This is a genomic window from Streptomyces sp. NBC_01016 (assembly GCF_026341035.1).
Lineage (GTDB): Bacteria > Actinomycetota > Actinomycetes > Streptomycetales > Streptomycetaceae > Streptomyces.
In genome coordinates, this window is record NZ_JAPEOQ010000002.1 from 3,265,156 (window position 1) to 3,277,676 (window position 12,521).

The window sequence follows — 12,521 nt, forward strand, 5'->3', positions numbered from 1 at the left end:
ACTCCCCGACACCACAAGGAGATCCACGATGTTCAGGTATGCGCTCCGGCGCCTGATCATCATGGTGCCGATCGGGATCATCGTGACGTTCATCGTCTACGCGATGGTGTTCGCCCTGCCCGGCGACCCCATTCAGGCACTGTCCGGCGACAAGCCGCTCGCCCCCTCGGTGATCGCGGCCAAGCGCGCCTACTACCACCTCGACGACCCGCTGTTCTCCCAGTACCTGCACTTCATGGGAAACCTGCTGCAGGGCAACCTCGGCCAGACCTTCGACGGCCAGGACATCGGCGAACAGCTGGCCCTGCGCTGGCCGGTCACCCTCCAGCTCGGACTGACCGCGCTCGCCATCCAGACCGTCTTCGGCCTGCTGTTCGGCATCTACGCCGGCTGGCGGCGCGACGGGCTCGTCGACCGGTCACTGCTCGGTGCCACCCTCGCGGTGCTCGCCGTGCCGGGACTCGTCGTCATGTTCTTCGCCCAGTCACTGTTCAGTGTCCAGCTCGGCTGGTTCCCGGTCTCCGGCAGCGCTGACGGCTGGCCCACCAGCTATCTGCTGCCCGCCACCGTTCTCGGCGTGCTCGGCTTCGCCGGGCTCGCCCGCATCACCCGCACCAGCCTCGTGGAGGTGGCGGGCGCCGACTTCGTGCGCACCGGCCGCGCCAAGGGACTGTCCCCGCAGCGCATCCTCTGGCGACACGTGCTGCGCAACGCCCTGCTCCCTGTGATCACGTTCATCGGGCTCGACCTGGCCGGCACGCTCGGCGGCGCGATCATCACCGAAGGCATCTACAACCTCAACGGCATCGGCCAGTTCATGTTTCGCTCGATCGGAATGAAGGAGGGCGGAGTCGTCGTCACTCTCTCCACTGTCCTGCTCATCGGCTACATGGTCGTCAACTTGATCGTCGACCTGCTCTACGGCCTCCTCGACCCGCGGGTGCGTCATGTCTAGCCCCGCGCTGGTCGTGGCGACCGAGACCGAGCCGACCGCCGAGGACGCCCCCGCGGGCGCCGCGGTCCTACGCGAACTGCTGCGCAAGCCGCGGTTCGTCCTGTCCGGTGTGGTGATCCTCGTCATCGTGGCGATGGCGGCTTTCCCACGCCTGTTCACCTCCGTCGACCCCACCGCCTGCAACCTGCGGTACAGCAAGATCGGACCCTCCGCGGCGCACTGGTTCGGCTACGACATCCAGGGCTGCGACTACTTCGCCAATGTCATCTACGGCGCCCGCCCCTCGGTCCTGGTCAGCGTCTCCGTCACCCTCGTCGGCTTCGTGGTGGCCTGCACCCTCGGCATGCTCGCCGGATACTTCCCCGGATTCGTCGACGGCCTGGTCTCTCGCACCGCCGACGTCCTGTTCGCGCTGCCCGGCCTCGTCGCGATGATCGTCATCCTGCAGGCCTTCTCGGCCCGTTCGGTGTGGACGATCGCCTTCGTGATCGTGCTGCTCGGCTGGCCCGCCGGGATGCGTCTGATGCGTTCCACGGTGCTGTCCGTGCGCAGCCGCGAGTACGTGCTGGCGTCCCGGGTGCTCGGCGCGACCGCACCGCACATCCTGCGCAAACACATCTTCCCGAATTCCGTGGCTCCGCTGCTCGCCCTCACCACACTCTCGGTCGGTGTCGCCGTCGGAACCGAGGCCGCGCTGACCTTCCTCGGCATCGGGCTGCAGCCGCCCACCATCTCCTGGGGTCTGCAGATCGCCATCGCCGCGTCCTACCGCGACGACATCCATCTGTTCCTCTTCCCCGCGCTGTTCCTGACGCTGACAGTGATGTCCTTCATGATGATGGGCGACACCGTTCGGGACGCGCTCGACCCGAAGCTGCGGAGGTGAGCGCGGACATGACCGCCACCGACACCGTCGAGCACACCGCCCCGCTGCTCGAAGTCACCGACCTCACCGTCGAGTTCGCCACACAGGGCGGCACCTTGCGCGCCGTCGACGAGGTCTCCTGGTCCCTGCACCGGGGCAAGACCCTCGTCGTCCTCGGCGAGTCCGGTTCCGGCAAGAGCGTCTCCACGCAGGCCATCACCGGCATCCTCGACTCACCGCCGGGCCGCGTCCGCGCGGGCAGCGCACTCTTCGACGGCCAGGACCTGATCGCGATCCCCGAGAAGCAGCGCCGCCGGATCATCGGCAGCCGCATCTCGCTCGTCTTCCAGGACGCCCTGTCCGCCCTCAACCCCGTGCACACGGTCGGCCGCCAGATCGCCGAGCTCTACCAGGTGCACCGCGGCATGTCCCGCAAGGACGCCATGCGCGGGGCCGCCGTCATGCTCGACCGGGTCGGCATCCCCAGTGCCCGTGCGCGGGTGCGCGACTACCCGCACGAGTTCTCCGGCGGCATGCGACAGCGCGTCATGATCGCCATGGCGCTCGCGCTCGGTCCCGAGGTGCTCATCGCCGACGAACCGACCACCGCGCTCGACGTCACCGTCCAGGCCCAGATCCTCGAACTCCTGGAGGAGATCCAGCAGGACAGTGACATGGGCGTCGTCCTCATCACCCACGACCTGGGCGTCGCCGCCGAGATCGCCGACGATCTCGTCATCATGTACGCGGGCCGGGTCATCGAATCGGGCCCCACCGCGCTCGTCCTCGGCGACCCGGCCCACCCCTACACCCAGGGCCTGCTGCGCTCGATGCCGTCGAGCGAGATGAAGGGACTAGAACTGCCCGCCATCCCCGGCACCCCGCCCAACATGCTGCGCCTGCCGACCGGCTGCCCCTTCAGGCCGCGCTGCCCCAAGGCGATCGACCTGTGCGCCACCGAGCGCCCCGAGCTGTCCACCCTGTCGGGCGGCGGTCCCCGCAAGGTTGCCTGCCACCTCGCGGACACCCTCGACACCACGCAGACCCCTTCACTGGCCGGAGGCGCCTCATGAGTGACGTACTCCTCCAGGCGACCGGCCTGGCCAAGCACTACGACACCGCGCCCCGGCTGCGTCCCGGACGCGCCAAGTCCCTGGTGCGTGCCGTCGACGGCGTCGACCTCGAACTGCGCAAGGGGGAATCCCTCGGCATCGTCGGCGAGTCCGGCTGCGGCAAGTCGACCCTGCTGCGACTGCTGTGCGCGCTGGAGCGGCCCACCGCCGGCAGCCTCACCTTCGACGGCCAGGACGTCGGCCGGCTGCGCGGCGCCGCACTGCGCCGCTGGCGACGCCGCGTCCAAGTGGTTTTCCAGGACCCGTACGCCTCGCTCAACCCGCGCATGCGCGTACGAGACATCATCGGAGAGGGCTACGACGTCCATCCCGACGCCGTCCCTAAGCAGGGGCGCCGCCACCGGGTCGAGGAACTGCTCGAACTGGTGGGCCTGGAGCCCGCGCACGCCGACCGCTTCCCGCACCAGTTCTCCGGCGGACAACGCCAGCGCATCGGCATCGCCCGGGGCATCGCCCTCGGCCCCGACGTCCTCCTGTGCGACGAACCCGTCTCGGCCCTCGACCTGTCGGTACAGGCCCAAGTGGTCAACCTACTGCTGCGCCTGCAAAGGGAGTTGGGCCTCAGTCTGGTCTTCGTCTCCCACGACCTCGGCGTGGTACGCCACATCTCCGACCGGATCGCGGTCATGTACCTGGGCAAGGTGGCAGAGTACGCCGACGCCTCCCACCTCTACGAACGCCCCGCCCACCCCTACACCCAGGCACTGCTGTCGGCCGAGCCGTCCCTCGACCGGATCCGCAAGCCCGACGCCCCGCGCCGTCGCCGCATCGTCCTCGCCGGCGACCCGCCGTCGCCGGTCAACCCGCCTTCGGGGTGCCGGTTCCACACACGGTGTCCGGTGGTGCGGGATGTGTGCCGACACACCGAGCCGGAACTGGAGCAGGTGGCCGGGCGGCTGGCGGCATGTCACTTCGCGGAGGAGCTGCTCGGCGCGGACGCTCTATGACGCCGACCCGGACAACGTCTCCAGCGAGCGGCCCTTCGTGGCCGTGGACAGGGTGAGCGTGAGGACGCAGCCCGCGGCGAGGACCGCGCAGATGAGGCTGAAGACGCCGGTGAAGCGGAGGGTGGCGTACATCGTGCCGATGAGCATGGGGGCGACGATGCCGCCGATCCGGCTGAAGGCGTCCGACGTGGCTGCCGCCATCGAGCGCAGCTGCGTCGGGTAGACCTCCGGGAGGTACGTGTACAGCGGTGCGTAGAGGCCGTTGAGGAAGAAGCCGAGGAGCAGGCTGAGGACGAGGACCGACAGGTCGGTCTCGGCCTGTGAGACGAGGAAGGCGCAGAGCGTGGACGCGGCGAGGCACGTCACGATCGACCACTTGCGGTCCGTCCGGTCGGCGAGCCAGGCGGCGGGGTAGTAGCCGAGCACCTGGGCGACCTCGACAAGGAGCGCGTAGCCGAAGCTGTCGGTGATGCTCATGCCCCGGTCGAGCAGCATGCTGGGCAGGAACGTCAGGAACCCGTAGTAGGCGAAGCTCGCGACGAAGAACATGCTCCATACGACGATCGTCTGGCGCAGGTACGGGCCCCGCCACAGGCCGGTGAACTGCGCCGCCGCGCCCAGGTCTTCGTCGCGTGCGGCCGTCCCGGGCGGCTCGGGGGCGGGGAGGGGTGTGCCGGTGCGTGCGCGGACCGACTCCTCCAGTCTGGTCACCACCGCCTCGGCCTCGTCGTCGCGGCCCTTGAGTAGCAAGTAGCGCGGCGACTCCGGCAGATTGCGCCGCCACCACAGGGCGAGGATCACGGGCAGGCCCACGAGGACCAGGCCCCAGCGCCACCCGTGGTCGACCCGGGCCACGACGAAGGTGCCGATCAGCGCGGCCAGTACATACCCCAGGCCGAAGAACCCTGCGAGGGAACCGACGTAGGTGGCTCGCTTGGCGCGCGGCGCGAACTCGGCCAGGTAGGGGATCACGATGTTGACGTTGATCCCCACTCCGACACCCGCGAGGAAGCGCAGGGCCAGGAGGAAGCCGTAGTCGGGGGCGGCCGCCGACAGCAGTGTGCAGCCGCTGTACAGGACCAGCGACCACAGGAGCAGCGGCTTGCGGCCCACCCGGTTGCCCAGGAGCGCGAGCGACAGGTCACCCACGAGCGCGCCGGCCAGCGTCGCGCTCGCGATCATGCCCTGCTCGCTGCCGGTGAGCGCGAACGCCGTGGTGATCAGCGGGAGCAGGAAGGACATGATGCCCAGGTCGAGCCCGTCCAGGGTGGTGCTGAGACCGCCCTGCGTGAGGATGCGGCCCTGCACCCATGTCATGGGGAGCCGGTCGATGCGGGCGGTCAGCCGGGCGGCGCGTGCGTCCGGATCGTCCGGCGGCGGCGGCACTGTTGCGGCCGGATTCGGGTCCGGAACCTGTGCCGGTTTCCGTGGCATGTTCGCGGTCTGCTCAGATGTCATCGCCCGTCGGCCTTTCGCTTTCGAAAACGGCGGAGTAGAGGCGCAGCCAGTTGCCTCCGACCACCGCGTGCGCCTCGTCGGGTGCGAAGCCGAAGTCGACCAGCCTGTCGGTGACTTGGGCGAGGCCGGAGGCGTCGGTGAGCCACTCCGTGGTGTCGGTGTCGGTGTCGGAGGCGGGAGAGGTGCCGAGGTCCGCGCCGCGCTGTTCGCCGCGTGTCCAGCGCCCCTTGCGCATCCACGTGAACTCCGCCGCCCCCGCCCTCGGGCTCAGGTCCGTGCCGATGGCCACATGCCGGGCACCGACCAGGTCGACCGTGCGGGCCACCATCGCGCACCAGTCGTCCAAGGTGCGCGCGTAGTGCCCACAGATCGAGCGGTACGTGGCGAGGCCCACGACCCCGTCCCGCGCGGCGAGCGCCTTGAGCGTGGCGTCGTCCGCGTTGCGCGGATGGTCGTACAGGGAACGGGGGTTGGCGTGGGTGAGGGCCACCGGCAGCGCGGAGTGCTCGATGGCGTCCCGCCGGGTGCGCTCGCCGGAGTGCGAGAGGTCGACCAGCATGCCGACCGCGTTCATCTCGCGCACCACTTCACGGCCGAAGCGGGTGAGTCCCGGGTCGGACTCCTCGTAACAGGAGCCCCCGAACTCGGTGTTGTTGTTGTACGTCAGCTGCATCACGCGCAGCCCCATGTCGTGAAAGAGCCGGACGAATCCGAGCCGGCCCTGGAGCGGGCTGGCGTTCTGCGCCCCCAGGAGGATGGCGGTGCGGCCCTGCTCCTTCGCCCGTTCGATGTCGGCGGCGGTGCGTGCGGGCACGACCAGGTCGGCGTTGGCGGCGAGGAGGTCGTTCCAGGCGGCCAGCGCGTCCATGGTCTCGACCGCGTCCTCCCAGAACGCGACCGTGGCCGTCGCGCAGGTCACGCCGCCCGCGCGCAGTTGGAGGAAGACGTCGCGGTCGTAGGGGCCGCATTGCAGGCCGTCGATGACGAGGGGTGTGTCCCGGCTGGGGGCGGTAGCGGTGGCGGTCATGAGGCGACCTCCACCGGTTCGTCCTCGCCGACCTCCGCGAGGATCTCGCCGCCCGGGCCGAACAGCGAGTCACCGGCGTGGGTGCGCGACAGCGCGCTGTCCGGGGTCAGCGCCGCCTCCGCCTCGGTGACGAAGCGCTGCCACAGCGTGCCTGTGACCGGCACTCCGTAGGTCTGGGCGCGCAGCTCGGCGGCGTCCGGCCCGGGGCGCGGGCCGTCAGGGGTGGGCGTCACGGTGACCGTGGACTCGGTGAGGGCCAGTTCCACGCCGTGGCGGCGGGCCAGCGGTGGCAGGGCGCGGACGGCCCAGTCGTCGCCGGGGGCGGTGAAGGAGGCGGAGCCGTCGGTGTGGGCGGCGGCCACGGCGAGGTCGAGGAGGTCGGCGGCTGTGGCGAGGGCGGGTTGTGCGTCCGGGGCGGGGAACTGGGCTGTGGCGCCATCCAGTTGGGGCCGCAGGTGCCGGGCGCGCAGGGCGGGCAGCGCGTCCAGCAGGCCGGCCAGGCCGTCGAGTCCGTGTGTCTCGGCGCAGACGACGATGTCCCGGGTCGCTGCCACGGAGCCGAACGGGATCGCGGTGGTCAGCAGCACCCGGCCGGTCATCAGGCGCAGCTCACGGACCGATACGCGCAGGTCGGCGGGGGCGTGGTGGGCAGGGGTGGGGGTCACGCGTTCTCCTCGGTGCGGGTGGGAGCGGCGGCGGCCGGTCGTGCGGGCAGCGTCCAGTCGTCGCGGTCGTGTCGGTGGATGGCGTGGCGCGTGGGCGCGCCGTGGAAGAGCAGGCCGAGGACATTGCGCCCGGCGGAGTCGGCGGTCTTGTCCAGGCCGTGGACCGCCGAGTTGAGGAACCGTACGAGGTACGCGGGCACGAACGCGTCGTCGGCGATGTTCATGTGCGGGCTGTGCAGGGCGAGTTCGGCGAGGCTCTGCACGCGCGCCACCGTGTCCCGGTGTCCGGGACACCGCACGCAGAACGCTCCCGTGGTCTCGCGCGGATCGGCCGCCTTCAGATCCGCGTACAGGGCCTGCACCGAACGCGGCACGTTGAGCTGCCAGTCGAGGCCTTCGGTGACCTCCTCGCGCGGCCCGCGCCGGGGCTCCTCGGCGGCACGGGACTTGTACCAGATGTGGCGCAGCGCGCCCGGCGTGGTCAGATCCAGGTCGAGTGCCCAGCGGTAGGCGGTGTCGAGGTGCACCAGGAGGGCCCCGGTCGTCTGCTGAGGTGTGGCGGTCAGTGTCTCGTCCACCCGCTGCCGTTCGACGAGTGGATCCGTGAGGTGCGGCACGCTGTCGATGAGCACACCGGCCAGGGTCTCGACGGCCCGCTCGTCCAGCTCCGCGTTCCATCGGGCCCACAGGCGCGGGAGCGCATCGGCGCTGCTCGGCCGCTCCAGGGCGTCCAGGAGAGCGATCGCCCGGTGCAGGGAGCGGGCGAGTTCGGCCGGCGGCTCGAACTGGTCGTAGACGGTGGGGTCTTGTGCATGGAAGCGCGCGGTGCGCTCGATCAGCTCTCGTACGGCGGACAGGTGCGGGGCGCCGCGCCGCGCGTCCAGGGCCTGCGCGAGGGCCTGTTCGCGCAGATCGAGCCAACGGTCGACGAGACGGGGGTGGTTGTTGGCGAAGAAGACGAGGCCGAGCGCGGAGGCGTTGCCGAGCCCCAGACGGCGCCGCAGTTCCGGGTCGAGCGCGGGGGCCTCGGGGTTGCGGTGCCGGGCCAGGTGCTCGGCGAGGTCGGCGGCGAACTCGCGCATCAGATAGGCGGCGAGCATTTGGGCATGCAGGGGCGCGGCCAGCGGATGGTTGTCGGGCAGCGCCGCGAAGGACCGGGTGCCGAACGTGCCGTTCCCGTCCAGGCCGGTGTTGCGCATCAAGTAGCCGACGTCCCAAAGGCGATCGGCGTCCGGCTGATGTCCCTCGGCGAGGCTGGAGACGACGTGCTCGAACAGTCGCAGGCTGCGGTTGGAGCGGCACCACACCAAGGTGTGCGCGGTGGCCCGGCCCCCGTAGAGCTTCGGCATCTCCCGTTCGGTGTGCGCGAGTTCGCTGTCGTCCGCGGTGCCGTCGAAGAGCGCGCCCGTCATGTCCCAGTCGGTGCCGACGATCCGGCTGGTACGTCCCTCCAGGCGCGGCCTGAAGGAGAAGGCGACGAAGTCGAGGGGCCCTCCCGGCGTCCGGACGCGATAGCGGGCGCGGCCGCGGGCCTCCTCGTCGATGGCGAACTCGAGCCGCTCGACCCGCCAGCCCTGCGCCGTCATGCGGTTGACCAGTGCCCGGCTCGCGCTGAGCCGGGTGGGCGGGATCTGGGCGAGGCGCTCGGGCCGCAGGAGCCGGTCCGGGGTGCGGTCGGTGGGTTCGGTGTGTCCTGCGGGTTCGACGACGGAAAGGGGCACGTTCATACGCAGTCCTGATGGTGTGTGGGTGGTACGTCGGCGGGCCCGGGGGAGCGGGCCGGCCGGGACAGGGGGACACGGGGAGAGATGCAGGTGTCAGCCGTGCAGGCCGAGGGCACCACTGGTGTCGAGCCGGAGCAGCTGCTCGATCTCGTGGGCGGTGGGTCGCAGTACGGCGAGCGCGTCGGCCGTCGTGATGCGCTCGCGTGGTCCGTGCACGCTGAGCGCCGCGACGACCTGGTTGCCGGGGCGGCACAGCGGGACGGCGAGCGCGGCGATGCCGTCCTGCTCGTCGTCGGTGGACGTCGCCCACCGGGTTCCGTTGATGAGGCCGAGTTCGTCGGCATCGGGCAGGGCGATGCCCCGATCCCGCAGCGGTTCCGTGATGTCCTGCGCGCACAGCGCCGCGAGCAGGCGTCCGGAAGCACTGGAGGTCAGGCTGAGCCGGTCGCCGAGGAGCAGCGTGGCGTGCAGGGACCGGCCCGGATCGGCGCGCTGGACGACCCGCGCGGTGTCCGTGTCGAGCACGGCGATGCTGACGACCTCGCCCGCCTGCCGCGCGGCGCGCTCCAGCAGCGGAGCCGTGCGTTCGCCGATGCCGGCCTGGCGCAGGGCGGCGTGTCCCAGGTGGGCCGGGCGCAGGGTCAACCGGTAGGAGCCGTCCGGGAGTTGCTCCATCCAGCCCGCCGCCTCCAAGGTGACCAGTTGGCGGTGTGTCTCGGCCCGTGATGTGCCCATGGCCCGGGCGAGGGACGAGACCCGGACGGGCTCCGTCGCGTCGGCCAGGGAGTCGAGCAGAGTCAAGGCCTTCAGGACCGTGGCCAGGGGAGGTGTGGCGGGTCGTGGCGGCCCCGGCGTCGCGGCGCTTGTCACAGTATTCATGACACCGTCTTTCTTTGAGAGACGGCGGGACTGTAGGGAGCGGGCGGGGGTTGCACAAGGGGGTGACGCATTAATTCCCTGTCACCCTTGCCGTTACATTAGGTTAGCCTTGCCTAATCTTTACTCGATGGTTCATCGGATCGGCAGGGAGACCGCACCCATGTCCTCGCTCAACAGACGCGTCCACCGCACCGCGGCGAGCGCCGTCGCCCTGGTGTCCTGCACCGCGTTCACGCTGACGGAAGCCGCCGCTACGGCCGGTTCGACGGTCATGTCCGCGCCGCTCGCCCCCGGCCTCTACCAGTCCGCGTACTCCGAGAGGAACGACGTGCTCTGGGCGACCAGCTCGGTGGGGCAGCCGCCGGCGCCGGTCACGGACTCGCGGCTGGTGCGCCTCGACCCCGACACACTCGAGGTCGAGGCGACCCACCCGACACCCCTCGACGACGGCGACGGCACCATCGAAGCGGCCTACGGCATCGATGTGGACGACGAGCACAACACGGTGTGGGTCACGAACACACGCAACGACAGCATCGCCGTCTATAGCCAGAAGACGGGCCGCCACCTCGCGACCGTGCCGGGCGTCGCGCACGCGCGCGAGATCGTCGTCGACGAGAAGCGCGACACCGTCTGGGCCACGGCCTTCGGCACCGGCTCGGTCGTCGGCTTCAACACCCGTACGTACGAGGAGACCCGGCGCGTCACCGTCGAGGGAGCGGGCCTGACGGGCCTCGCGGTGAACGAGCGCACCGGAGCGGTCCTCGCCACCGATTTCACGCACGACCGGATCATCCAGATCACCCCCGGCTCCTCCGAACCGCGCCTGCTTCCCACCGGCGACGGCCCCCTCTCCATAGCCCTGTCGGCGAACGGCCGGACCGCCTACACCGCCGACCAGGGCGCGGGTGGTGTGTCCGTCGTGGACCTGCGCAAGGGGGCGGTAGTCAGGTCGATAACCACCGGGGAGGGCGCCAAGTCCCTGGCCGCCGTGGGGCGTTCGGCGCGTGTGTTGGTCGTCAACCGGCTCGCCGACTGCGTCTCCGTCGTCGACACACGGTCGGGAGCGGTCAAGGAGGCGATCGGCACCAACGCGCTCCCCAACCATGTGCACATGAGCGACGCGAGCACCGCGTACGTCCTGGACAAGTCGGCCGCCGGGCCCAAGGGTGAGGACCATGTCACCCGGATCGACGTGGCCCGCTGACCCCGGAGGGTGCCGCGGCGCCCTCAGCTGTGGCCGGCCCGATTCCGGGTCAGCTCTGGCCGGCCCGACTCCGGGTCACCTCTGGCCGGACTCGATGCGGTCGACCTCGTCCTTGGCCTCCTTGAGGCCCACGCCGGTCGCCTCGCGGTAGGCCTTGATCGCCTCGATCTTCTTGCCGTCCCGCACCAGGGCGCGTACGCCGTCGAGACCCGGGACGAGCGTGCCGGTCTCGATTCCCAGGTGCTCGATGACCAGATCCAGCTTCCGCTCGACGCGGGCGGTCCTGCGGTCGGCACGGTCGACCTTGCGCTCGATGGTGCCGATCGCGATGAGCACACCGACCAAGAGGATGAGTATTGCTGCGCTGTCCATAGTCGCTGATCCTAGGCAACTCGGATGACGAGGATGACGCGAATGGCACGCGGACAGCTGTACGTCATTGGATCCTGAGGTGATGACCGACCCGACCCAGGATCCCCGCTTCCTCCGGAACCCCTATCCGGCCTACGCGGCCATGCGGGCCACGTGTCCGGTGCGGCCCGTACCGGCCGGTTCCGCAGGCCGCGCCAACTACGTGGTCACCGGCTACAAGGAAGCCAGGGAAGCCCTCCACGACGCCCGGCTGTCGAAGGACACGGCCGCGTTCTTCGCGGGCAAGGAATCACGGCGACGTCTGCACCCCGCGGTCGCCCACACCATGCTCGCCAGCGACCCGCCCCAACACACCCGGCTTCGCAAGCTCGTGACGAAGGCGTTCACGACCGGGGCGGTCGCGCGACTGCGTCCGTTCATCGCGCGCGTCACCGAGGAGCTGCTGGACCAGTGGCCCGTCGGCGAACCGTTCGACTTCGTGGCCGGCCTGGCGGTGCCGCTCCCGGTCGTCGTGATCTGCGAACTGCTCCGGGTCCCGGCGGCCGACCGGCCCGACGTGCAGCGCTGGTCCGCGGAGCTGTTCGCGGCGGGGGAGCCCGATGTCATCGACGCGGCCTCGCACGCGATGGCGCAGTACATGACGGACCTGATCGCCGCCAAACGCCTCGATGCCGGTGACTCCCTCCTGGACCGGCTCATCGCCGCTCGCGACGGAGAAGACCGTCTGAGCGAGCACGAACTCGTCTCCCTGGCCGTCCTGTTGCTCGTGGCCGGACACGAAACCACCACCAACGCCCTGGGCAACGCCGTCCTGGCACTGCTCCAGCACCCGGCACAACTGGAGCGCCTGCGGCGAAACCCGGACGACATCCCCGGCGCCGTCGACGAACTCCTCCGCTTCGACTCCGCGGTGAGCACGTCCACCTTCCGGTTCACCACGGAGTCCGTCACGCTCGGCGGCACCGAAATCCCGGCAGGTGTACCGGTGTTGGTCGCCCTGGGGGCAGCCAACCGGGACCCGGCGCGGTACCCCGGACCGGACGAGCTGGACCTGGACCGGGACGCCGCCGCCCACCTCGCCTTCGGCCACGGTATTCACCGCTGTGTGGGCGCACCCCTGGCCAAGGCGGAGATGGAACTCGTGCTGCGAGCCGTTCTTGCACGCTTCCCGGAACTCCAACTGGCCGTATCGGTAGACGAGTTGATGTGGCGACGTACCCGCCTTGTCCGAGGCCTGTCGTCGCTTCCCGTTGTCGCTTCGGGGACGCAGCTCCGCACCGGCGAATAAC

The 12,521-nt window shown here is 70.4% G+C and carries 12 protein-coding genes; 6 read left to right on the top strand and 6 right to left on the bottom strand.

The window, feature by feature from the left end:
• The first annotated feature begins 28 nt into the window (after positions 1-28).
• The 4 genes from OG746_RS41615 to OG746_RS41630 are packed head-to-tail and all read left to right on the top strand — an operon-like array spanning position 29 to position 3,900.
• Complete coding sequence (locus OG746_RS41615; protein WP_266724242.1) at positions 29-955, top strand: ABC transporter permease; 927 nt, start codon at positions 29-31, stop codon at positions 953-955.
• Positions 948-1,841, top strand: coding sequence for an ABC transporter permease (locus tag OG746_RS41620; RefSeq protein ID WP_266724244.1), 894 nt, complete (start codon positions 948-950; stop codon positions 1,839-1,841). Before OG746_RS41615 ends, OG746_RS41620 begins: the two co-directional genes overlap by 8 nt.
• Before the next feature lie 8 nt (positions 1,842-1,849).
• Positions 1,850-2,893 (top strand): ABC transporter ATP-binding protein, encoded by a 1,044-nt coding sequence (locus tag OG746_RS41625; RefSeq protein ID WP_266724246.1) that lies wholly within the window; start codon positions 1,850-1,852, stop codon positions 2,891-2,893.
• Positions 2,890-3,900: an ABC transporter ATP-binding protein gene (locus OG746_RS41630; protein ID WP_266724257.1), complete on the top strand. Its 1,011-nt coding sequence runs from the start codon at positions 2,890-2,892 to the stop codon at positions 3,898-3,900. The genes OG746_RS41625 and OG746_RS41630 overlap by 4 nt, the downstream gene beginning before the upstream one ends.
• On the opposite strand, the gene OG746_RS41635 is transcribed toward OG746_RS41630, so the two are convergent.
• The 5 genes from OG746_RS41635 to OG746_RS41655 all read right to left on the bottom strand — a co-directional run bounded on the left by OG746_RS41635 (position 3,895) and on the right by OG746_RS41655 (position 9,653).
• Positions 3,895-5,358, bottom strand: coding sequence for an MFS transporter (locus tag OG746_RS41635; RefSeq protein WP_266724259.1), 1,464 nt, complete (start codon positions 5,356-5,358; stop codon positions 3,895-3,897). The genes OG746_RS41630 and OG746_RS41635 overlap by 6 nt on opposite strands.
• On the bottom strand, positions 5,348-6,385 hold the full coding sequence (locus OG746_RS41640) for a dipeptidase (protein WP_266724261.1): 1,038 nt from the start codon (positions 6,383-6,385) through the stop codon (positions 5,348-5,350). Before OG746_RS41640 ends, OG746_RS41635 begins: the two co-directional genes overlap by 11 nt.
• Positions 6,382-7,050, bottom strand: coding sequence for a hypothetical protein (locus OG746_RS41645; RefSeq protein ID WP_266724263.1), 669 nt, complete (start codon positions 7,048-7,050; stop codon positions 6,382-6,384). Before OG746_RS41645 ends, OG746_RS41640 begins: the two co-directional genes overlap by 4 nt.
• On the bottom strand, positions 7,047-8,777 hold the full coding sequence (locus OG746_RS41650; protein WP_266724265.1) for a hypothetical protein: 1,731 nt from the start codon (positions 8,775-8,777) through the stop codon (positions 7,047-7,049). The genes OG746_RS41645 and OG746_RS41650 overlap by 4 nt, the downstream gene beginning before the upstream one ends.
• Positions 8,778-8,867: 90 nt before the next feature.
• Entirely contained in the window at positions 8,868-9,653 is a 786-nt protein-coding gene (locus OG746_RS41655) for an IclR family transcriptional regulator (protein WP_266724267.1), read from the bottom strand.
• Positions 9,654-9,813: 160 nt separating this feature from the next.
• On the opposite strand from OG746_RS41655, the gene OG746_RS41660 reads away from it, so the two are divergent.
• The gene (locus OG746_RS41660) at positions 9,814-10,860 is read left to right on the top strand and encodes a YncE family protein (protein ID WP_266724269.1); all 1,047 of its coding nucleotides are present in this window, start codon (positions 9,814-9,816) and stop codon (positions 10,858-10,860) included.
• A 75-nt stretch (positions 10,861-10,935) separates the two neighbouring features.
• Here OG746_RS41660 and OG746_RS41665 read toward each other — a convergent pair whose 3' ends face one another.
• Positions 10,936-11,232, bottom strand: coding sequence for a ribosomal protein L7/L12 (locus OG746_RS41665; protein WP_266724271.1), 297 nt, complete (start codon positions 11,230-11,232; stop codon positions 10,936-10,938).
• An 82-nt stretch (positions 11,233-11,314) separates the two neighbouring features.
• Between OG746_RS41665 and OG746_RS41670 the strand changes: the two genes are divergently transcribed.
• Positions 11,315-12,520 carry a cytochrome P450 family protein gene (locus tag OG746_RS41670; RefSeq protein WP_266724272.1) on the top strand — a complete coding sequence of 402 codons (1,206 nt, stop codon included), beginning with the start codon at positions 11,315-11,317 and terminating at the stop codon, positions 12,518-12,520.
• Position 12,521: the final 1 nt, after the last annotated feature.